We start from the raw sequence: 21,376 nt of genomic DNA, 5'->3' as shown, positions 1-21,376 counted from the left end.
CCTACTTCATCCGGGTGCTGAAAACATGAAGGCCATAGAAGTCGTCGGACTCACCAAGTACTACGGCTCCTTTCTCGCCGTTGATAACGTGAGCTTTGAGGTTAGGAAGGGGGAGATCTTCGGTTTCCTCGGCCCGAACGGGGCGGGAAAGACGACAACAGTCAGAACGATTACCGGTATTTTAAGGCCGAATTCAGGAGAGATAAGGGTTCTCGGCTACGACATGCTTGACGAGAGGGAAAAGATAAGGGCGAGGGAGAGGACGGGAATAGTCCCAGAGATGGCCAACCCCTACGTGGATTTAACGGCGATGCAGAACCTCAGGCTCATGGGCGAGCTCTACGGGATGGGAAGGAGGGAGATAGAGAGGCGCTCGGTTGAGCTTCTCAAGCTCTTCGACCTCTACGAGAAGAGGAACGTGAAGGTAAAAGCTTTTTCCAAGGGCATGAAACAGCGCCTTATCCTCGCGATGGCGATGATAAGCGACCCAGAGCTTTTAATCCTCGACGAACCGACGAGCGGGCTCGACGTCCTGAGCGCACGCCTGATAAAGGACGTCATCCGCGAGGAGAAGAGGAAGGGGAAGACGATATTCATGACGACCCACAACATGGTTGACGCAAACGAGCTGTGCGAGAGGATTGGAATCATAAGGAAAGGGCGACTCATAGCGATTGACACGCCCGAGAAGCTCAAGCAGCTGGTCAAAGGAAGTGTCTCGGTCGAGGTCAGCTTCGAGCCCATGAAACTCGACCCCTCGGAGATAGCCTCGGCAACGAGGGTCGAGCTGATGGGGGACAAGGCGAGGGTTTTCACGAACGACCCAGATGCAACGGTTAAGGAGCTCGTCCACTACGCCGAGAGAAATAACCTGCGGATAGTGAGCCTCAAAACGCTGTCGCCCTCACTGGAGGACGTCTTCATCAAGCTGGTGGGTGAGGGAAATGATTGAAACGCTCAAACGTTCCTTCGCCATAGCGAAGAAGGACATGCGCATCTTCTACCTCAAGGGACCGGTTGTAATAATGGGCCTCCTCTTCCCCTTCTTCCTATTCTTAGCTTTCATGATAGGGCGTAACCTCTCTGGCGACCATCTCCTCGTTGGTCTAACTGCCATGACGGCCTTCTTCACGTCAACGGCCGTCGGCCCCACGATAATCCCGTGGGAGTGCAGGGGAAGAACCTTCGAGAGGCTCATAACCGCTCCAGTTTCACTGACGACGGTGCTCCTCGGCGACTTCCAGGCTTCCCTCTACTTCGGGCTGGCGATAACGTTCGCGATAGCGGTTCCCGCGATGCTCTACCTCTCAGTCCGCCCTGCTATCTGGCTCTTCATACTGTCCACGCTCCTGGCCATCGGGTGCTTCTCTGCGATGACGGTGCTCATGTCCTCCTACCCTCCCACGGACGTCCCAGCCGACGTCATGATGCTGTCGTCGCTCGTTAAGTTCTCGCTCCTCTTCATCAGCGGAATCTTCGTTCCAATTGAGAACCTGCCGGCCTACGGCAGGTGGATTTCCCTCGTCTCGCCGCTGACATACTACGTTGACGCCCTGAGGCACTCCCTCGGTAGTGGATATTTGCCAGTGTGGCTCGACCTTCTGATGCTGGCCCTGTTTGGCCTCGCGTTCTTTCTCACGGGCACGGCAATCCACAGAAAAGTTCTGGAGAGGAGGTTCACTTAGGCCTGATTATTTCAACCTTTCCCTTTATCTTCTTCGCCCCGACGGTGTTGAAGACCGTCCCGTACTTCTCGGCGAGCTCCTTGACGCGGAGTATCTTCTTCTCGGGCTCGTCCGTCACGATGCAGACTTCGTATGTAATTTCCCTCAGCTGGGGCTCTTTTCTGTCCCTCCATCCCGAGACGGTTATCTCCATACCATCCACCTTCAGGCGCATCTTCTTGATTAGTCTGCCCCAGTTCACTGTCAGACAACCGCCTATGGCCGCCAGCAGATATTCGGTCGGGTTCGGCCCGGTGTTGTTGCCGTCCGTGTTCGTGTCTATCCTGAAGGAGAACTCCCTAACCTTCGCCTCACTCCCAACGTTGCCATCCCATTTGAGTTCGGCGTTGTATTCAAGGCGCTCCATATTCATCCCCCACCTGCTATGAAGTTCCCTTCAAATAAAACCCTTTTCTATGTCAGAAGTTGCACGGTGGAAAGGGCGTACAAAACCTAATAACCTTGTCCTTCAACCCTTTTCCGGATTCTCATAGACAGAATCAACTATGAGTTTTTTGACGCCTTCAAATGGTTCATGGAGCTGGTCGAGTGGGGCTACGGGGACACCTACTTCTTCCTCGGGAGCGACGTGATGAAGCTCGTTGAGATAAAGTTCAAGGAAGAGGTGAACCCGGAAGAAATCACTAAAAGACTCCTCGAAATCCCCCACGTCAAGGACGCAAAGCTCATCGGAAAGCAGCTTGAAACACTGCTCCTGGCATACAAGAGCGGCTACTTCGACAGTCCGGGGAGGGTTACTCTAAGAGATCTCGCCGAGATGCTGAACTCGGCCCCTCAACGGTGAAGGAGCACCTTCCTTAGGATTCCTTCGGGGGTTGGCTCCTGTTATCCTAGAATTTTGGGAAATTCACTATTCCCTAACAAATTTGCTATTGGGTCATATACTCCCGCACATGTGCAGGACTAACTATAACTACTTTGAGGCCCTATTTTAAATTGGTGAAAACATGCCGGTGATTGAGGTTGCGAACGTTAAGAAGTACTACGGCGAAGTCAGAGGTGTTGATGGACTGAGCTTCTCCGTAGAGAAGGGCGAGATATATGGCTTTCTCGGACCGAACGGGGCTGGAAAGACTACGACCGTCAAAATCCTCGTGAAGATCATCAAGGACTACACTGGAGAGGTTAGGGTGCTCGGCAAAGATTTGAGGGAGTGGGGTAAGGAGTACTACAACAAAATCGGCGTTTCCTTCGAGTTTCCGGCCGTTTATTCAAGGCTCACCGCCAGGGAAAACCTCGGGTTCTTCGCGAGCTTCTACAAAAAGCACCTCGACCCCACCGAAGTGCTCAAGATGGTCGGCCTGGAGGAGAAGGCGGACGAACTCGTTAGTGGCTTTTCGAAGGGCATGAAGAAGAAGCTCGACCTCGCGAGGGCTCTGCTCCCTGACCCGGAAATTCTCTTCCTCGACGAGCCGCTCGAAGGCCTCGACCCGGCGAGCGCGAGGAGGATAAAGGACCTGCTCCTGGAGATGCGTGAAAGCGGAAAGACGGTCTTCCTGACCACCCACAACATGTACGTGGCCGACGAGCTCTGCGACAGGGTCGCCTTCATCGTGGACGGCTCCATAAGGCTTGTGGACAACCCCGGCGAGCTGAAGGTGAAGATGGGCAAGCGGCTCGTTAAGGTGGAGTACGTCGCCAACGGCAGTGTTGCCGTGAAGGAGTTCCCGCTGGAGAACATCGGCCAGAACGAGGAGTTCCTTAGGGTCATTAGGGAGCACGAAGTTAGGAGAATAAACACGGAGGAGCCCACCCTGGAGGAGATATTCCTAAAGGTGACGGGGAGGAGGCTCGTATGAGGAATATCGTCAGAACGAACATTGTTCTCGGGGTGAGGAGCTACGTTTATCCCATATACCTGCTCGTGGCCTTAGCTTATGGCCTCATGCTCCTTGCCTTCCCGGAGCGCTACCTCCCGACGATGGTGCCGATCTTCCTCCTTTTCGAGCCGGGGCTCGTTGGCTTCATGTTCGTTGGCACGGAGATATTCGCCGAAAAGAAGGACGGCGCGATAGGCGCTCTGGCGGTCACACCGATAGACTGGAGGAGCTACATCCTGGCCAAAACACTCCTCCTGAGCCTGCTCTCAGTCATCGGGGCGGTGCTCATAATGGCAGTAGGCACCCGCTCCCTCAACGGGCTTCCGTATGTGGTTGTTGGGACCTTTCTCGTCTCCATAGTTTACACGCTCCTTGGAATAGCGGTCTCGGCCAAATACCGCGACCTCGACGACTACTTCATCCCGATACTGGGGGTTCTGGTGGTCTCGCTCCTGCCCTTCGCGCACTACCACGGCTATCTGACGGGTGACGTCTGGAAGGTCCTCTATGCAGTCCCGAGCTATCCGGCGATATACTTCTTTAAGGCGCCCTTCGAGGAGATAGCGAGGAAAACGCTGGCCTATTCAGCGGCAGCCCTGCTCGCCTGGTCTGGAATAGCCTATCAGCTCGCTAAAATCCGCTTTTACAGGTATGCGGTGGAGGGATTAAGATGAGCTTTGTGGGGAAGTTCCTTTCCATCTACAAGACCGACCTTAAGCTCCTCCGCAGGGACCCCATGCTGGTCTATTCCGTGGCAATGACTCTGGTGTTCCTCTTCATAGTCCGGTACTTCAAAGACCGCATCGGGGTTTACTACCCGACGCTCACCCTGCTGGTGATGCTGTTCATCCCCATGATATTCGGCATGATTCCGGGCTTCATGATGGCCGACGAGAAGGAGGACAAGACCATACAGGCCCTTCAGGTGATTCCCATCTCAAGCGAGGCCTTCCTCGCCTACAGGCTTACGTGGGCCTCGGTGGTTACGGTGGTGATGACCGGCCTCGCACCCACAATCCTCGACATTGAAATCTCGCGGAACGGCCTGCTGGCGCTCATGGCTCTCTTCGTGCTTGAGGTCTGGATTTACGGACTGCTCATCACAGTCTTCGCCGAATCGAGGATGCAGGCGCTGACGGTGTCAAAAATCATTGGCTGGCTCCTCATGCTACCGCCGCTGATAAAGCTGGTCGTGGAGTGGAGGAACCTCTCAACCGACTGGAGCAAGTTCACGGCGTTCCTACCGACCTACTGGCTCTACAAGGTGTTCGAGGGGATTCCACTCAACGATTACGGCGACTTTCCGACCGCTGTGGTCGTGCATCTGGTCTGGCTCGTTCCGCTGGTGGTGCTCTTTAAGAGGAGGGTGCTGTGAGATTCTTTTCCACCAAAATCTTAGCGTTCGAAAGCCTTATTATATGCCGGGCAAAGCCACCTTACGGGGATTAAAATGGGCCACCACCATCATCACCACGCTCATAAAGTAAAGGGAAGGTTGCTCTTCTCCTTCGCCCTCAACATCGTCATAACCCTCGCCGAGGTAGTTGGGGGTATTCTCTCGGGTAGTCTGGCCCTTCTCAGCGACTCAGTCCACAACTTGGGCGACAGCATGAGCCTGCTCGCGAGCTACTTCGCAGTAAAAATCGGCGAGCGGAAGGCCAACGAAAAGTACACCTTCGGCTACAGGAGAGCCGAAATCCTCGTGGCGTTCGTCAACTCGGCAGTTCTCGTGGGAGTTTCGTTGCTCCTCCTCGTCGAAGCCTACAGGCGCTATAAGAACCCCAAACCAATAGACGGCCCGCTTATGTTGGTTGTGGCTTTAATCGGCCTCTTCGCCAACCTTTTCTCGGTTCTCCTCCTGCACAGTCACGCGCACGGCCTCAACGTCCGCTCCGCGTACCTGCATCTGTTGAGCGATACCCTCTCCTCGGTGGCCGTCGTCGCGGGTGGAATCGCGATAATAAAATGGAACGTCCTCTGGATTGACCCTCTCATCACGGTTCTCATAGCGCTCTACATCCTCCGCGAGGCGTACGAAATCCTCAGGGAAAGCATCGAGGTGCTCATGGAGGCATCCCCCGAGCTCGACCTCAGGGCGATAAAGACAGAGCTCGAATCAATCCCCCGCGTTAAAAACGCCCACCACTTCCACGCCTGGCGCGTTGGGGAGGATGAGGTTCACCTCGAGTGTCACCTTGATGTTGAGGATATGCCCCTGAGCGAGGCGCAGAAGATTATCGACGAGGCCGAAAAGAGGCTGAGGAAGTTTGGAATAACCCATATAACCGTCCAGCTCGAAGTGGACAGGTGTAGGGGCAAGAACATCATCTGCACCGGGAAAAATGATTAAGGTCTCGATTTTGTGCGTGAGGCACGCCAAGCTGTTATGAACGCGAAAAATCAATGCCATTTAGCTCTGATGATTGTCGAAAGAAAGAGATGAGCACCTGGAGATGAGCTTCCGTTAAAGTTAAGGTTCCATTGCGAACTTCAAAGCGGTGGGCAAAATGTCCCTAAAGGTCGAGAACGTTGTGGCTTCCATTGACCTGCACGGGGAGATAGATGTTGAGAAGGTGGCAAGTAAACTGGACTCAGTGCAGTACAACCCTTCCGTATTCCCCGGAGCCGTTTACAAGATGGAGTCCTTTGGGGTGACGTTTTTGATATTCTACTCAGGGAAGCTCGTCTGCACCGGGGCAAAGAGCGTCGAGACGATTAGGAAAGCCACCGAGAAGCTAAAACGGACGCTTGAATCCATGGGCATGAAATTTAAAGGAGAGCCTGAGATACAGGTTCAGAACATCGTGGCCGCGGGCGACCTGGGCTTTGGGACGCTCGACCTCGACATAGTTGCGCTAACACTCCCGAACGTCGAGTACGAGCCCGAAATCTTTCCCGGTGTGGTTTACAGGGTCAGAAACTCCAGGATGACAATCCTCATCTTCAACAGCGGGAAGGTTGTGGTTTCTGGGGCCAGGACGGAGGAAGACATCAGAAGGGCCGTTGAGGAGCTCACCAGGGATTTTGAAAAATACGGCCTGATATAATATGGGAGGAATGAGGTCATGGCTTTCTCTTCGTTAAATTCACGCGAGCAGTCCAGAACCGTGAAAGTGTGGAGATGAGAAAGGACATGGGGGAACTCCTGAAAGATAAAGATGTCTAAGAACTCAAAGTCAGTCGAAGATGTCGTGAAATGCGATTGAAAGGGTTCTAACACACCGCTTCACGGCCTCCGTTACTTCCTTCTCGTTTCCGGGCTGACAGCCGAGAACGACTATTCTCGTCCTCGGAAGGAGCTCGCTCACGTGCCTGAGCGTGACCTCAAGCTGGGGCCTGAACTCTTCTGGAACGTCTTTGAGGGCCTCCTGAGGCTCGGCAACGACGAGCTTTCCAGGCTCCGCTCCAATCTCAAGGGGTACCGCCACTATCAAAAGCTCCGGGGCAAAGCGAACGGTGACCCCTGCCTGGCTCTCGGGAACCTCCCTGCAGTTGAGGGGCAGGAAGTTCGGGTTCCTGACCGCTATCATCAGGGCCTCAGCGAGGTAGGCACCGAAGCCATAGTCGCCTTTCTTCTCGTTCCCTATCCCCCACAGGACGACTCTCCTCGCCTTCCCGATCACGTCTCTAAGGCTAACGGCTTCCATCTTCGACACCCGCCGAAACAAAAAAGGATCAGAGAACCGAGTAGCCCGAAACGATGCTCTTCTTCAGCTCCTCGTCACTGAGCTCTCTCTGGTGCTCGGGGATGTTCTTGGCGCGCCTCTCCTTGACGAGTTCGAGAACCATCTCGAGCGGACCGTACTGAATAGCCTCTGCGGGGCACATGAGGGCGCAGGCCGGTTCGAGCCCTTCCTCGCGCCTCTCGGCGCACATGTCGCACTTGGTTATCGCCTTCACCTTGAGGCTGTAGAAGGGAACGCCGTAAGGGCACACCTGGAGGCAGGCGAGACAGCCGATGCACTTGTCCTCGTGGATTCTAACTGCACCGTCCTCGTCACGGTATATCGCGTGGGTGGGGCACACCCTCAAGCAGGGCGCATCGTCGCAGTGCTTGCAGTTTATTGGGACGTACTGCTTGTTTTCGGTGACGTAAATCCTGATGTTAGGGCTCCCGTCGTGTATGAAGGCGCAGACGGTTTCGCAGGTCTCACAGCCGATGCAGGTGAGGTAGTCGAGGTAGAGGTACTTCCTCTCCATCAGAGCTCACCCCTGAGCCACCTGTCAATTGAGACCGCCGCGTAGAGGCCGTCCTTTATGGCCCTGCCCACTTTGGTTGGGCCGTTGACGACATCGCCAGCCGCGAAGATTCCCTCAACGCTCGTCATGTGCCTGGAATCGACGACTATCCTTCCCCTCCTGTCCGTCGCCAGGTAGGAACCGTTAACGGGCGGTGTTGGAGCCATGCCTATTGCGAAGACGAGGTAGTCGAGCTCGACCTGGAACTCTGAGCCGGGAATCGGGATTGGCCTCCGCCTTCCGGTTTCATCGGGCTCGCCGAGGCGAGTTCTGAGAAGCTCGATGGCCTTGACGCGCCCGTTCTCGCCTATAACGCGCTTCGGCGTTACGAGCTCGAACCACTTGACCCCCCTGTTCCTGAGGATGTTTATCTCGTAGGCTCCAGCTGGGGCTTCTCTTATCGTCCTGCGGTAGAACATCTCGACCTCTGCACCGAGGCGGTTGCACTCGAAGGCAACGTCAACCGCGGTCAGTCCCGCCCCGATTATGCCGACCCTCTTGCCCTCTAAGTCGGGAACCTTCTCCTTGGGCACGTAGCCGAGCTCGTGGCCCTTTATCCAGAAGAGGAGCTCGAGAGGTGAGAGTATACCCTCGAGGTCGTCTCCAGGAATCCCAATCCTCCTCACGTTCCATATCCCCGTTGCTATCAGCACGGCGTCGTACTTTTCCTTCAGCTCGCTGAGCTTTACAATTCTCTCGTAGAACTCGTCGCCCTCGTCTTCCCTCCCCCCTTCCATGACCTTCGTCCTCGGGTAGTAGGTTACCTCGAACTCCTCCTCCAGCTCCTTCGCGCCGAGGCGGACCCTCTCAACCGGGATTCTAAACTCGGGGATGACGAAGAGCATCAACCCGCCGGGTTCCGGCATTTTATCGTAGATATCGACGTCATGGCCCTTGCAGACGAGGTAGCCAGCCGCTGTAAGTCCCGCCGGCCCAGCACCGATAATCGCGACCCTTTTACCTGTTCTTTCTGGTTTGCTCCTGCAGAGAAACGAAAACTTCATGCCCCTCATTTGAGCACCCCCCCGAAGAACTTCAGGTACTCGCTCGGGAACTCCTTGACGCGGTCGTGCTTGCACCTGTCGCACATGAACACTATCTCCGGGTGGTCGTAGAAGCGCTCCAGCTTGTGATACAGGAACTCGGCGGTTTTGACGGTGTAGTCGAGCTTCTTACCGCAGACCTGACAGTGGGCGTACTCAAACTCCAGGTCGAGCCTTTCTGGCCTTCCCTCAATCGCGTTGGTGGGGCATATGCTGTTGCACTCGTAGTTGCACTCCCCACAGAGCTCGGGATGGAACGAGATGACCCTTTTATCATTGTCCATGACGAATATCGCGTTATGGGGACACACCTGGGCACAGAGTCCACAGCCGATACAGGCCTCGGCTTTGAGGGTTCCCCCCTTTCCAGATGCTTCTGGAGTCTCAGTTGAGGAGTCTGGAGCCTCCTTTTTCCTACCCAATAACTCTCTGATGTGCTTGAACATTCTCTCACCTCAAAAGAGGGATAAAAGAGGGAGCTCAGATGCCGAGCTCCTTCCTCTTCTTCATGATGTGCTCGTACATCAGCTTTGCCGCCTTGTACGGGTCGGGTTCGACAATGAAGGCCGCTCCAACGATGTCGTAGAGGTCCTGGGTGAGAATCTTCACGACCTTCGGCCCGCCGAGAACGGGCGGAACGACACCGAGGTGCGTTGTTATTCCGCTGGCGACGAAGTAGGTTCCTATCGAGACAGCCTTCTCGGTCATTGCCTCCGGGGCGGAGCCGACAACGGGCAAAGCCGAGATCGGCACGTTGAGGTCCCTCGCCACCAGGTCTGCCAGGACAAGTATCCTCGTACAGTCAACGCACGAGCCCATGTTGAGAGCCGGTGGAATGCCCCACTCCTTGGCGAACTCCCTCAGGCCGGGACCGACGTTCTCGGTGTCCGCGTACTCGGGCAGGAATATGCCGTACTTCATAGCCGCGGTCGCCCAGCAGCCGGTTCCCACGAGGAGCACGTCCCTCTTCATGAGCTCGTTCGCTATCTTGATGTGGTTGTGGTCCTGCTTCACCTTCGGGTTGTTACAGCCGACCAATCCGGCTACACCCTTTATCTTGCCCTCGACGATGGCCTCTTCAATGGGCTTGAGTGTACCACCGAAGTGCTCGAGTATTGCCTCGACGCTGAAGCCGACGTAGCCGGACATCTTCTCCTTGGGTATCTCCACCCTCTGCTTCGACCTGTTCGGGAAGTTCTCGACTGCAGTCCTGACGATTTCCTTCGCTATCTCGTCCGCCCTCCTCTCGTCGAACTTGATGTGAATTGCACCTGGGAAGGTGGCTATCGGGCTGGTGTCTATTATCTTGGTGTGGAAGCACCTGGCAACGTCGACAGTTGCGGGCATTATACACTGGACGTCAACGACCATGGCCTCGACGGCGCCCGTAACGATTGCCATCTCCTGCTGGAGGAAGTTGCCCGCTATCGGTATTCCGTGCCTCATGAGAACTTCAAGGCCAGTACAGCACATTCCGACGACGTTTATGCCCTTGGCACCGAGCTTCTGGGCGAGCTCTATCAGCTCGGGATCCTGGGCCGCCTCGACGATTTTCTCCGAGAGAACCGGCTCGTGACCGTGAACGACTATGTTGACGTAGTCCTCCTTGAGGACGCCGAGGTTGGCCTCGGCCTTTATGACCTTTGGAGTTCCAAAGAGCACATCCTGGAGCTCAGTGGCTATGAGCGAGCCACCCCAGGCGTCGCCAAGGGCAGTCTTGAGGCCGTGGAGGAGTATGCTCACCGGGTCGTGGTCGGTTCCTATGTGGGTTCTGTGGAGGCTCTCGACTATCTCCCTGTCTATGCTCCTCGGGAGTATTCCGTTCTCAAACCAGGGCATGCCGGCCTTTTCGGCAGCCTTTTCAAATATCTCGTAGGTCTTCGGGTTGAGGTAGGCCTTGAGGAAGGCCAGGGGCTCCTCGTCCTGCTTTCCAAAGTCGTTGAGGGCAACTTCAGCAACCTCCTTGGCGAGCTCGCGGATGCTCTTCCCCTCGGTTTCTATGCCGAGCCTCTTAGCAACGGCCTTGAGCTTCTCCGGGTCCCTGACCTGGTAGGGCAGTGTATTTGAGGCCATGTTGTCGAGCTCGAGGACGGGCTTTCCTTCCTTCTTGAACTTTTCGGCCATCTCGGCCGCGACGAGGAGTGTTAGAGCAACGTGCCTTCCGTGGTCGCTGTGTGCGGCGGCACCGGCCGCTATCATCCTGAGGAGGTTCCTAGCAACTATGGTGTCAGCGTCGGCACCGCAGACGCCCCTCTTCGGCTCTCCGCCGAAGGGGTTGATCCTGCACGGTCCCATCATACAGTTCCTACAGCAGATTCCTAGGAGGCCGTAACCGCACTGGGGCTGCTGCTTTTCGAGCCTCTCCCAAACTGTCTCAATGCCCAGCTCCTGGGCGCGTTCATACATCTTCTGGGTGGTCGGGTCTATAGATACCTCCTTATACTTCTTCATTTTGACTCCCCCTCATTAATCCGAATAACCTCGGCCTGAAAAGACCTAAACAGCTCCCAACCGTTGTATTCCTCCTTGTATTCGCCTTCCTTCAGCTTGATTATCTTCTCGGCGGTCTCCTTCCTGACCTGCGAGACCACCTCGTCAATCGTTCCGAACATCAGTGCGCCCGTCTTACAGGCCTCAACACAGGCGGGCGGCCTTCCTTCGGCCCTCCTGTCTGGGCACATGTCGCACTTGAACATCACGCCGTTGAGGGTGTCGAACTCGGGGATACCGAAGGGACAGACTATTGCACACATCTTGCAACCGATGCACTTGGAGGTGTCCACTAAAACCGCGCCGTCTTCGTCCTTGAAGATGGCTCCCGTCGGGCAGACTTCCATACAGGGTGCGTTTTCACAGTGGCGGCAGTTCATGGGGACGTTGTAGGCGCCCATCGGGAGGATGTGTATCCTGGGCTGGGGCAGTGGGTCCTCGAATATCGCCGAGAAAAGGTTCTTGCTCTTTGAGTGCTCCACTGCACACGCTATCTCACAGTGCCGACAGCCTATGCACTTCGCTGGGTTTATGAAAATGGTAGGCTTTGAATCTGGAGGCATGGGAATCACCGAGGTTTATGTAACAAATTTGTATATAAATGGATTTCCGTTTTAAATAAAAACCGAGAAATTGTGAAATAAAATGTTACATTTTTCTTAAATTTTGCCCCAATGGTCTTATCCAACCCACTGACTGAACAGTCAGAGGTCAAATTATCCAAAAGTGTGAAACCTAAGGTTATACATTAGAGGATTGAAAAGATCATGAGTTCTTAAATGTTCATTAGAGGGCAAATTTATTCATGTGGGGCCATAAAAGTGTATACAAGCTTGGTTTTAGATTCGAACCTAAAAGCATTTATACGAAAGTTTTTCAAAATTTTTTCGGTGTTGGCAATGAGAGAGCCTCTCAAAGGTAGAGAAGACGAAAGGCGGAAGAAGCTATTTCAAATAGCCGAGGAGTTACGAGAACGAACCAAAAAGCAGGCCCCCGAGGAGGGATTCAGGGTCGTAATAACGGGTAAGGGCGGCGTCGGCAAGACCACGATGACAGCGCTCCTTGCGAGGTTGCTTGCGCGCGACGGCTACCGCGTTTTAGCCGTTGATGAGGATCCCCAGATGAACCTCGCACATGCCCTCGGCGTTCCCAAGGAGGTTAGGGATAAAATCGTGCCCCTCAACAAGAACCTTGATTATATCGAGGAAAAGACTGGCGCAAGGCCCGGGACAAACTGGGGGCTGTACTTCTCGCTGACCCCAGATGTAAGGGACGTGGTTGACAGGTTCGGTGTCGTGGGTCCCGATGGCGTTATGCTCCTCGTCATGGGAAGCGTGGTTCAGGCAGCCGCCGGCTGTCTCTGTCCGGAAAATGCACTCCTCGATGCCGTTGTCAAGTATATAAACCTCAGGAAGGGAGAGATAATCCTCATGGACACTCAAGCGGGCCTTGAGCACTTCGGAAGGGCCCTAGCGAAGGGCTTCAAACAGGCCGTCGTCCTCACCGAGCCGACTTACAATTCGGTCCAGGTGGCGGTTGACGCCGCAAGGCTCGCGAGGGAGCTCGGCATCAAGTACGTCCACCTCGTGATAAACAAGGTGAAGAAGGAGAGCCAGATTGAGAAAGTCGAGAGAATACTAGACGAGCTTGGCTTTAACGACTTCATGACCAAGACGATAATCCCCTACGATGAGCTCGTGGAGGAATACGACCCCGAAGTCGAGGCCATACTTGGAAACCCCGAGTCTCCAACCTATAGAAAAGCCCTAGAGCTGAAGGAGATTCTTCTGAGGTACGCCGAGTGACCTTTCCCCACTTTTCTGTATTACCAAAATCCCGAAAATGTTTAAAAGGATAACACCAATTTTGGAATTGGTGATACAGATGAGGAAGGCCCTCGCGCTCCTCGTAATCCTGCTGGTTCTTTCAACCGCCGGGTGCATTGGCACATCAACCTCAAGCTCCTCAAAAGCCAGTGTATCTTCTCCAACGAGCTCAAGCGCGGGTTACATCACGATTACAGACACCCTCGGAAGAACAGTAAAGGTTCCTGCAAACGTGAGCCGTATCGTAGCCGTTGGGCCTGGAGCCTTGAGGATACTCGTCTACCTCAACGCGACCGATAAGGTGGTTGGAATCGAGGAGCTGGAGAAGCGCTACCCCTACGGGAGGCCCTACGTCTTAGCTCACCTCGAGCTTCTCAACTTACCGGTAATCGGCCCGGGCGGCCCCGGAAAGCTCCCCGATATGGAGGCACTCGTTAAGGTTCACCCCCAGGTGATATTCTGGGTCTTTGCGAGCAAGGAAACGGCCGATGAAGTCCAGGAGAAGACGGGAATCCCGGTCGTGGTCCTCAGCTACGGCACGCTGGAGAACTTCACGGACGAGACCTTCTTCAAGTCGCTCCTCTTAGCTGGAAAAATCCTCGGGAGGGAGGAGAGGGCCAGGGAGATAATAAAGTTCATCAGGGAACAGCAGGCCTACCTTGAGAACCTCACGAAGGGCCTTGAAAGTCCCAAGGTCTACCTCGGAGGAATAGGCTACAAGGGCGCCCACGGGATAACGAGCACCTCAGTTTACTACACCCCCTTCACAGTCCTGCACCTCGACAACATCGCCTCGAAACTGACGAGCACGAACAGGCACGGCTGGATTCAGGTGGATAAAGAGTGGCTCCTGAAGGAAGACCCCGACTACATCTTCATCGACGAGGGTGGTCTGAAGATAATCCTCGACGACTACAGGAGCAACCCCGACTTCTACAACTCTCTCAAGGCCGTCAGGGAAGGCAACCTCTACGGCGTCTTACCATACAACTTCTACAACACCAACATCGGGATAGCGATTGCGGACACATACTACATCGGAAAGGTTATCTACCCCGAGCGCTTCAAGAACGTTAACCCCGCCGAGAAAGCGGACGAAATATTCACCTTCCTCGTCGGGAAGCCCGTTTACAGGGAGCTCGCCAAGGAGTTCGGCGGGTTCGGGAAGATAAATCTCGCCAGCGGGAACGTTACCTACGGCCTGCCGACGAACCCGTGATGCCCCATGGACTACAAAGCGTACAGGAGAAGGAAACTCATCCTGTGCATTGCCCTCTTCCTTTCCCTGTTAGCTGTTTCTTTATTCTCGCTCTCAAGCGGGCCCTACCACGTCCCCCTCAGGGAAGTCCTCGCCGTTCTCCTCGGCGGGGGAGGCAAAGACGACCGCCTCGTGCTCCTCGGGATAAGGCTTCCAAGAATAGTCGCTGGAATCCTCGTAGGGGCTTCAATGGGAGTCGCTGGGGCAGTTCTACAGGGCTACCTCAGGAACCCGCTGGCAACGCCCTTCACGATGGGCGTCTCGCACGGGGCGATGTTCGGGGCTTCCCTCGCCATAATCCTCGGCGCTGGCTACTCGCTCAACTCGGGGCAGGTCTTCCTCAACAACCCTTACGCGGTAGTCCTCTTCGCGTTCCTCGGGGCGATAAGCGCAACCCTCGTGATTCTCGCTCTCGCGAGGCTCCGCGGTCTGAGCCCTGAGGCGATAGTTTTAGCAGGAGTCGCGATGAGCTCCCTCTACTCAGCTTTAACCACCCTCGTTCAGTACTTCGCCAACGAGCTTCAACTTGCTGCGATGGTCTACTGGAGCTTCGGAAACCTCGCGAGGGCAACGTGGCGGGAAAACGCGATAATGGCGGTTGCGTTCGCTCTCATTTTCGCATACTTCCTCATCAAGCGGTGGGACTTGAACGCCTCGACCCTTGGAGATGAGATAGCCAAGAGCGTTGGGGTCAACATCGAGAGGGAAAGACTAATCGGAACCCTGCTCTCAGCCTTCATAACCTCCGTAACGGTGGCCTTCGTGGGGGTAATAGGCTTCGTTGGCCTAATCGCCCCCCACTCGATGCGCCTCATCGCTGGCGGTGATTACCGCTCGCTGATTCCCCTCTCGGCGTTAGCGGGAGCACTGCTCCTCGTTTCAGCCGATACAGTTGCGAGGCTAATCGTTTCACCTATGACACTCCCCGTTGGCGTCATAACTTCCTTCCTCGGCGCGCCTGCGTTCATATACCTCCTCGTGAGGATGGAGGGGCGGAGATGATTGAGACGAGAAACTTAAGATTCTCCTACGGCGAGCGCGAAGTCCTGAGGGGAATAAGCCTGGAAGTCGGGGAGGGGGAGTTCGTGGCAATCCTCGGCCCGAACGGGGCCGGAAAGAGCACACTGCTCAAATGTCTCGCCGGAATCCTGCGTTGCGAGGGAGTCTTCCTCAAGGATAGGTCCGTTCGGGACTATTCGCCGAAGGAGCTTTCGAGGGTTTTAGCTTACGTCCCCCAGAGGGTCGAGCCAGGGTTTTTGACGGTCTTCGACACCGTTCTCCTCGGCAGGAGGCCCTACATGGGGCTGACGCCGTCGGAGAAGGATTTAGAGGTCGTCGAAGAAGCCCTGAAGAGGCTCGGTATTGAGGAGTTGGCCCTCAAGAGGACGAACGAGATAAGCGGTGGTGAGCTCCAGAAGGTCAGCATAGCGAGGGCTTTGGCTCAGGAACCGGAAATCCTTCTGATGGACGAGCCTACCAACAACCTCGACCTCAAAAGCCAGCTTGAGGTCATGAGGCTCGCGAGGGAACTGGCGAAGGGGGGGAAGACCGTTATAATGGTCATGCACGACGTGAACCTGGCCCTTCGCTTTGCGAGGAGGTTCGTCTTCATGAAGGACGGGAGAAAAATAGCAGACGGAGGCCTTGAGGTTCTGAGTGAGAAGCTTTTTGAGGAAGTTTACGGCGTTAGGGTGGAGATAGGAGAAATAAGAGGAGTCCCTGTGATAGTCCCCCTGTAGGCGGGAACGAAACCCTTATTAGTTCCAATTACTTTTCACTCCCGGTGATACATAATGTGGGACAGGCTTTACGCTTCTGCCTTTGAGAGGGTTAGGGCCAACATGGGCAAGGTTAATGGTGTTCTTCTGGCTTACAACACAAACATCGATGCCATCAATTACCTTGAGAGGCGCGACCTTGAGGAGAGAATCGAGAGGGCTGGGATGGAGGAGGTTCTCCGCTACTCCGAGGAATTACCAGAGAGAATCACGAGCGTTCCCCAGCTCCTAGGCTCAATCCTCTGGAGCATCAGGAGGGGCAAAGCCGCTGAGCTGTTCGTCGAGAGCTGTACCGTTCGCTTCTACATGAGGCAATGGGGCTGGGACGAACTGAGAATGGGCGGTCAGGTCGGCATAATGGCAAACCTCCTTGGTGGAGTCTACGGCGTTCCGGTAATAGCGCACGTCCCCCAGCTTTCCCACCTTCAGGCGGGCCTCTTCAAGGACGGCCCGATTTATGTGCCGAAGGTCGAAAACGATGAACTCAGGCTTGTCCACCCGAGGGACTTCGGTGGCGACGAGGAGAGTTGCATACACTACATCTACGAGTTTCCCAGAGGCTTCAGGGTCTTTAACTTCGAAGCCCCTCGCGAAAACCGCTTCATAGGTGCCGCCGACGACTACAACACGAACCTATACATAAGGCCCGAGTTCAGGGAGCGCTTTGACGAGATTGTCGAAAAGGCCGAACTTGCGATAATAAGCGGACTTCAGGCCCTGACCAAGGACAACTACCGCAAGCCCTTTGAGACGGTAAGGGAGCACCTGAAGGTTCTCAACGAGAGGGGAATTCCCGCTCACCTCGAGTTCGCCTTTACGCCGGACGAGACCGTTAGGAAGGCAATACTCGACCTGCTTCCCGCTTTCTGGAGCGTCGGCCTCAACGAGGTCGAGCTGGCCTCGATAATGGAAGTGATGGGCGAGAAGAGGCTTGCCGAAAAGCTCCTCGCGAGCGACCCCGTTGACCCGATAGCCGTCACCGAGGCGATGCTCAAGCTCGCAGAAAAGACCGGCGTTAAGAGGATTCACTTCCACACTTACGGTTATTACCTCGCGCTGACCGATTACAGGGGCGAGTTCGTCAGGGATGCTCTCCTCTTCGCGGCTTTAGCGGCTGCGGCAAAGGCGAAGCTCGGCGACGTCCCTTCCATAGGCGAGGTCGTCAGAGCCATGGACGTGCCCGTGAACGAGAGAGCAAAGCCCGTTGAGGAAGCCCTCGCCAGAGAGTATGGAATGAGAAACGGCATAGCTGAGGTCAACGGCTACCAGCTGGCCTTCATACCGACCAAGATAGTGGCCAAGCCGAAGTCAACCGTTGGCATAGGCGACACCATATCGAGCTCAGCCTTCATCGGTGAGTTCGCACTGCGTTCTTAGGACAAACCTTTTTATTTGATTTTTCCCAAAATTTTTACGGGGTTTTACCCATACTTCAAAAAATTGTCCGGGAGGTGTCGAATTGCTTTTGGAGGCACCCGTTTATAAGGAGCTCTTCGGGGCAGTTGAAATCTACGAGGTCCAGAAGGTCATAAAGCTGGACAGCGAGACGAGAGACGTTGGGACGTTCACCGTCAAAAACGTTCCCAGGGAGGACATTTACCGAACCCTCGAGGACATAGCGATAGTCGTTCCGATGAAGGACGAAAAGCTTCAGCTCGTTGACGGTGTGCTCAAGGCCATTCCCCATCAGTGCCCAATAATAATAGTCTCGAACAGCAAGCGTGAAGGGCCGAACATCTTCAAGCAGGAGGTGGACCTTGTAAAGCACTTCTACAACCTCACGCGCTCGCGGATAATAATGGTTCACCAGAAGGATCCCGGTTTAACCGAGGCCTTCAAAAAGACGGGCTACACCGAGATACTCGAGGGTAACTCCGTGAGGAGCGGTAAGGGGGAGGGCATGCTAATCGGTCTGCTCCTGGCTAAGGCCATTGGCGCGAAATACGTCGGCTTCGTCGATGCCGACAACTACATCCCCGGTTCGGTGAACGAGTACGTCAAGGACTACGCCGCAGGCTTTCTCATGAGCGAGAGCGACTACACGATGGTTCGCCTGAGCTGGCGCCACAAGCCCAAGGTGACGACGAAGGGGCTCTACTTCAAGAAGTGGGGGCGCGTAAGCGAGATAACCAACCGCTACATGAACGAGCTCTTCGGGGTCGCCACCAACTTCGAGACCAACATCATAGCAACGGGAAACGCCGGCGAGCACGCGATGAGCATAAAGCTTGCCGAGATAATGCCCTTCGCGACTGGCTACGCCATAGAACCCTACGAGCTGGTCTACCTCTTCGAGACCTTCGGAAGGTGGGGAAGAGGCAAGGAGGAGGTCTACGACCAGGGCGTCGAGATCTTCCAGATTGAGACCCTCAACCCGCACCTCCACGAGGACAAGGGGCAGGAGCACGTGAAGGGCATGATTCTAAGCTCCCTTGGAACGATTTATCACTCCGAGCTCGCCACCGAGAATCTGAAGAAGAGAATCCTTGAAGAGCTCCGCGTTCACGGCCTCCTCGGCGAGAACGAGGAACCGCCCAAGCCCAAGGTCATGCCTCCGGTTGAGGGGATAGACGTGAACGAGTGGATGAAAACGCTTGAAGACGAGGCCGAGACTCTCCTCAAGTTCGAGGTGTGAGCGTTGATTAGGGTCATCTTCCTCGACCTCGACGGAACCCTACTGGGAGACGACTACTCGCCAGAAAATGCCCGTCCCGTCATTGAGGAGCTCCTGAGACGGGGCTACGAGGTCGTTGTGAACACCTCAAAGACCCGCTTTGAGGTCGAGTACTACCTGAGGGCATGGAACCTTGAGACGCCTTTCATAGTTGAAAACGGGAGTGCGGTCTACGTTCCGAACAACTACTTTCCGCCTAGGGTCGTCGGTGAGTTCGGGGCGAAACGCGGAAAGTACCGCGTGGGTGAGCTCGGGAAGCCATATCCAGAGATAAAGCGCGCGCTCGACGGCCTCTCCCGGAGATACGGCCTCAAATACTACGGTAACTCGACCCTCGACGAGGTTAAGGCCTTCACGGGCCTGCCCGAGGAGCTCGCAAAGCTCGCGATGAAGCGCGAATACAGCGAGACGATATTCAGGTGGGGGAAGGAAGGATTTGAGGCGGAGCTTGAAAGGGTGGGCCTTAAAGTAAGCAGGGGAACGAGGTTCCTGAACGTCACCGGCAACACCGACAAGGGTAAAGGCGCCAGAGCCCTCCTCGAACTCTACTCCCGCCTCGGCGAGGTTGAGAGCTACGCGCTCGGAGACGGTGAGAACGACTTTCCCCTCTTCGAGGTCGTTGATAACGCCTTCATCGTTGGGAAACTCTCTCATCCAAAGGCTAAGCATATAAGCTCGATTGAAGAACTCCTGGGGGTGATACCATGAAGACCGTAATCCTTGCCGGAGGAAAGGGGACGAGGCTGTGGCCCCTGAGCAGGGAGCTGATGCCAAAGCAGTTCATCCGCTTCCTCGACGATAGGAGCCTCTTCCAGAAGAGTGTTGAGAGGGCACTTCTCTTCTCGAAGCCGGGCGAGATATTCATCGTAACGAACAGGGACTACCGCTTCCGCGTTCTGGACGATTTAAGGGAGCTAGGCATTGAGATTCCAGAGGACAACATCCTCCTTGAGCCGAGCGCTAGGAACACCCTGCCCGCCATTCTCTGGGCGACGCTCAGGATAGAGGAGGAGTTCGGGGACTCGGTCGTTGCAGTTCTGCCCAGCGACCACCTCATAGAGGTCAACGAGGCCTACGAAAGGGCCTTTGAGAACGCCGAAAAGCTTGCCAAGGACCACCTCGTCACCTTCGGAATCAAGCCGACCAGACCTCACACTGGCTACGGCTACATAAAGCCGGGCGAGAAGATTGAAGAGGACGGAAGGATAATCGGGTACAAGGTTTCAGAGTTCAAGGAGAAACCCGACCTTGAGACTGCAAAGCGCTACGTTGAAAGCGGTTACTACTGGAACAGCGGGATGTTCGCGTTCTCGAGCTCGCTCTTCATCGAGGAAGTAAGAAAACATGCCCCCGACGTCTGGGAGGCCTTTGAGGAGAGCGGTGACATAGAGGAGGCCTACAACCGCGTCCCTGAGATAAGCATAGACTACGGCGTCATGGAGAAGACAGACAAAGCAGCTGTGGTTCCCCTCAACACGAAGTGGAGCGACCTCGGCAGTTTTGATGCAATCTACGAGGTTCTTGAGAAAGACGACGACGGGAACGCCGTAAGGGTTCGCGGAAAGAACGGCTACCACATAGGGGTCAACTCGAAGAACAACCTCATAATGACCGAAAGGCTTACCGCGACTGTCGGCGTTGAAGACCTGATAATCATAGACACCGGCGATGCATTACTCGTGGCGAGGAAGGGCGAGAGCCAACGCGTTAAGGAGGTCTACAAAGCTCTTAAAGAGCTCGGTGACGAGCGCGTCATTGTCCACAGAACCGCCTACAGGCCCTGGGGAAGCTACACCGTCCTTGAAGAGGGCGACCGCTACAAGATAAAGCGCCTGACCGTTCTGCCGGGCAAGAAGCTCTCCCTCCAGATGCACTACCACCGCTCGGAACACTGGGTCGTGGTCAGAGGAACCGCCAAGGTCATCGTCGGGGACAAAGAGCTACTCCTGAGGCCAGGTGAGAGCACCTTCATTCCCGCTGGAGTCAAGCACCGCCTTGAGAACCCCGGGAAGGTGGTCCTTGAGGTCATAGAGACTCAGATTGGCGAGTACCTCGGCGAGGACGACATAGTAAGGTTTGACGACGATTTCGGGAGGGCATGAGGGTGAGTGACAAGAACTGTTCGGACTCATGGGAGCGTTTCAGCTCCTCCATTTCCTCCCTTTCATTGAACCTTTTACCAGCGCTGCTTTTCGTGCTCATAATGTCGTACCTCATCACAGGCAACCTGGGTGAGGGGATAACCCTGAACATCAACGGTCAACAGGCGAACATAACTTATCCCCCCACTCAGATCCCGATAGACTATGCCGCAATAAAGACAGCCGTTCTGTACCTCTTTGGGGCAATCCTTATAGGCCTCCCGGTTCCGTTGTTCTCGGGGAAGTTCAAGCCCCTGAAGATACTGATCAGCATCGTCCAGGCTGGTGCTTTCGTCTACGGGCTCTACATTTTCGTCTTCATGATAATAAAACTCGCAAACTCATTAACGTGAGGTGGTGGA

At 55.2% G+C, this 21,376-nt stretch carries 24 protein-coding genes; 17 read left to right on the top strand and 7 right to left on the bottom strand.

Annotation, left to right across the window (positions count from 1 at the left end; translation table 11 throughout):
• Positions 1–25: 25 nt before the first annotated feature.
• Both TGAM_RS04270 and TGAM_RS04265 read left to right on the top strand, forming a co-directional pair.
• The gene (locus TGAM_RS04270) at positions 26–952 is read left to right on the top strand and encodes a daunorubicin resistance protein DrrA family ABC transporter ATP-binding protein (protein ID WP_015858456.1); all 927 of its coding nucleotides are present in this window, start codon (positions 26–28) and stop codon (positions 950–952) included.
• Complete coding sequence (locus TGAM_RS04265; RefSeq protein ID WP_015858455.1) at positions 945–1,685, top strand: ABC transporter permease; 741 nt, start codon at positions 945–947, stop codon at positions 1,683–1,685. The genes TGAM_RS04270 and TGAM_RS04265 overlap by 8 nt, the downstream gene beginning before the upstream one ends.
• On the opposite strand, the gene TGAM_RS04260 is transcribed toward TGAM_RS04265, so the two are convergent.
• A complete protein-coding gene (locus TGAM_RS04260; protein WP_015858454.1) occupies positions 1,678–2,091 on the bottom strand; it encodes an OsmC family protein in 414 nt (137 codons plus the stop codon). The genes TGAM_RS04265 and TGAM_RS04260 overlap by 8 nt on opposite strands.
• Positions 2,092–2,259: 168 nt before the next feature.
• On the opposite strand from TGAM_RS04260, the gene TGAM_RS04255 reads away from it, so the two are divergent.
• The 6 genes from TGAM_RS04255 to TGAM_RS04230 all read left to right on the top strand — a co-directional run bounded on the left by TGAM_RS04255 (position 2,260) and on the right by TGAM_RS04230 (position 6,612).
• Entirely contained in the window at positions 2,260–2,529 is a 270-nt protein-coding gene (locus TGAM_RS04255) for a helix-turn-helix domain-containing protein (RefSeq protein WP_015858453.1), read from the top strand.
• A gap of 163 nt (positions 2,530–2,692) precedes the next feature.
• Positions 2,693–3,544, top strand: a complete 852-nt coding sequence (locus TGAM_RS04250) for an ABC transporter ATP-binding protein (RefSeq protein WP_015858452.1) — start codon at positions 2,693–2,695, stop codon at positions 3,542–3,544.
• Positions 3,541–4,239, top strand: a complete 699-nt coding sequence (locus tag TGAM_RS04245; protein WP_015858451.1) for a fluoroquinolone export ABC transporter permease subunit — start codon at positions 3,541–3,543, stop codon at positions 4,237–4,239. The genes TGAM_RS04250 and TGAM_RS04245 overlap by 4 nt, the downstream gene beginning before the upstream one ends.
• Entirely contained in the window at positions 4,236–4,940 is a 705-nt protein-coding gene (locus tag TGAM_RS04240; RefSeq protein ID WP_015858450.1) for an ABC transporter permease, read from the top strand. The genes TGAM_RS04245 and TGAM_RS04240 overlap by 4 nt, the downstream gene beginning before the upstream one ends.
• A gap of 75 nt (positions 4,941–5,015) precedes the next feature.
• Positions 5,016–5,915, top strand: a complete 900-nt coding sequence (locus tag TGAM_RS04235) for a cation diffusion facilitator family transporter (protein WP_015858449.1) — start codon at positions 5,016–5,018, stop codon at positions 5,913–5,915.
• A gap of 157 nt (positions 5,916–6,072) precedes the next feature.
• Positions 6,073–6,612 (top strand): TATA-box-binding protein, encoded by a 540-nt coding sequence (locus tag TGAM_RS04230; RefSeq protein ID WP_048811118.1) that lies wholly within the window; start codon positions 6,073–6,075, stop codon positions 6,610–6,612.
• 129 nt (positions 6,613–6,741) lie between these two features.
• Here the strand turns inward: TGAM_RS04230 and TGAM_RS04225 are convergent, their stop codons facing one another.
• Genes TGAM_RS04225 through TGAM_RS04200 form a run of 6 tightly spaced genes read right to left on the bottom strand, consistent with a single transcriptional unit; the run spans position 6,742 to position 11,909 of the window.
• The gene (locus TGAM_RS04225) at positions 6,742–7,212 is read right to left on the bottom strand and encodes a hydrogenase maturation protease (RefSeq protein ID WP_015858447.1); all 471 of its coding nucleotides are present in this window, start codon (positions 7,210–7,212) and stop codon (positions 6,742–6,744) included.
• A 28-nt stretch (positions 7,213–7,240) separates the two neighbouring features.
• Positions 7,241–7,765, bottom strand: a complete 525-nt coding sequence (locus TGAM_RS04220; protein ID WP_015858446.1) for a 4Fe-4S dicluster domain-containing protein — start codon at positions 7,763–7,765, stop codon at positions 7,241–7,243.
• Positions 7,765–8,817, bottom strand: coding sequence for an FAD-dependent oxidoreductase (locus tag TGAM_RS04215; protein ID WP_015858445.1), 1,053 nt, complete (start codon positions 8,815–8,817; stop codon positions 7,765–7,767). Before TGAM_RS04215 ends, TGAM_RS04220 begins: the two co-directional genes overlap by 1 nt.
• The gene (locus TGAM_RS04210; protein WP_015858444.1) at positions 8,814–9,293 is read right to left on the bottom strand and encodes a 4Fe-4S dicluster domain-containing protein; all 480 of its coding nucleotides are present in this window, start codon (positions 9,291–9,293) and stop codon (positions 8,814–8,816) included. Before TGAM_RS04210 ends, TGAM_RS04215 begins: the two co-directional genes overlap by 4 nt.
• 34 nt (positions 9,294–9,327) lie before the next feature.
• Positions 9,328–11,298, bottom strand: a complete 1,971-nt coding sequence (gene cooS, locus TGAM_RS04205; RefSeq protein WP_015858443.1) for an anaerobic carbon-monoxide dehydrogenase catalytic subunit — start codon at positions 11,296–11,298, stop codon at positions 9,328–9,330.
• Complete coding sequence (locus tag TGAM_RS04200) at positions 11,295–11,909, bottom strand: 4Fe-4S dicluster domain-containing protein (RefSeq protein ID WP_015858442.1); 615 nt, start codon at positions 11,907–11,909, stop codon at positions 11,295–11,297. The genes cooS and TGAM_RS04200 overlap by 4 nt, the downstream gene beginning before the upstream one ends.
• A gap of 327 nt (positions 11,910–12,236) precedes the next feature.
• Between TGAM_RS04200 and TGAM_RS04195 the strand changes: the two genes are divergently transcribed.
• The 9 genes from TGAM_RS04195 to TGAM_RS04155 all read left to right on the top strand — a co-directional run bounded on the left by TGAM_RS04195 (position 12,237) and on the right by TGAM_RS04155 (position 21,367).
• Positions 12,237–13,142 (top strand): ATP-binding protein, encoded by a 906-nt coding sequence (locus TGAM_RS04195; protein ID WP_148206335.1) that lies wholly within the window; start codon positions 12,237–12,239, stop codon positions 13,140–13,142.
• Positions 13,143–13,221: 79 nt separating this feature from the next.
• Complete coding sequence (locus tag TGAM_RS04190; protein ID WP_015858440.1) at positions 13,222–14,382, top strand: iron ABC transporter substrate-binding protein; 1,161 nt, start codon at positions 13,222–13,224, stop codon at positions 14,380–14,382.
• Between the two features lie 6 nt (positions 14,383–14,388).
• Positions 14,389–15,423, top strand: coding sequence for a FecCD family ABC transporter permease (locus TGAM_RS04185; protein ID WP_015858439.1), 1,035 nt, complete (start codon positions 14,389–14,391; stop codon positions 15,421–15,423).
• Complete coding sequence (locus TGAM_RS04180) at positions 15,420–16,160, top strand: ABC transporter ATP-binding protein (RefSeq protein ID WP_015858438.1); 741 nt, start codon at positions 15,420–15,422, stop codon at positions 16,158–16,160. The genes TGAM_RS04185 and TGAM_RS04180 overlap by 4 nt, the downstream gene beginning before the upstream one ends.
• A gap of 54 nt (positions 16,161–16,214) precedes the next feature.
• Complete coding sequence (locus TGAM_RS04175; RefSeq protein ID WP_015858437.1) at positions 16,215–17,576, top strand: ADP-specific glucokinase; 1,362 nt, start codon at positions 16,215–16,217, stop codon at positions 17,574–17,576.
• Between the two features lie 82 nt (positions 17,577–17,658).
• Positions 17,659–18,834, top strand: coding sequence for a mannosyl-3-phosphoglycerate synthase (gene mpgS, locus TGAM_RS04170; protein WP_015858436.1), 1,176 nt, complete (start codon positions 17,659–17,661; stop codon positions 18,832–18,834).
• Between the two features lie 3 nt (positions 18,835–18,837).
• Positions 18,838–19,581: a mannosyl-3-phosphoglycerate phosphatase gene (gene mpgP / locus TGAM_RS04165; RefSeq protein ID WP_015858435.1), complete on the top strand. Its 744-nt coding sequence runs from the start codon at positions 18,838–18,840 to the stop codon at positions 19,579–19,581.
• Positions 19,578–20,975: a mannose-1-phosphate guanylyltransferase/mannose-6-phosphate isomerase gene (locus tag TGAM_RS04160; protein ID WP_015858434.1), complete on the top strand. Its 1,398-nt coding sequence runs from the start codon at positions 19,578–19,580 to the stop codon at positions 20,973–20,975. The genes mpgP and TGAM_RS04160 overlap by 4 nt, the downstream gene beginning before the upstream one ends.
• A 101-nt stretch (positions 20,976–21,076) precedes the next feature.
• The gene (locus tag TGAM_RS04155; RefSeq protein ID WP_238516252.1) at positions 21,077–21,367 is read left to right on the top strand and encodes a hypothetical protein; all 291 of its coding nucleotides are present in this window, start codon (positions 21,077–21,079) and stop codon (positions 21,365–21,367) included.
• The last annotated feature ends 9 nt before the right edge of the window (positions 21,368–21,376 follow it).

Source organism: Thermococcus gammatolerans EJ3 (assembly GCF_000022365.1).
Lineage (GTDB): Archaea > Methanobacteriota_B > Thermococci > Thermococcales > Thermococcaceae > Thermococcus > Thermococcus gammatolerans.
Note: the sequence above shows the minus strand (reverse complement) of the source record. Positions and strands in the feature narration are given on the sequence as shown.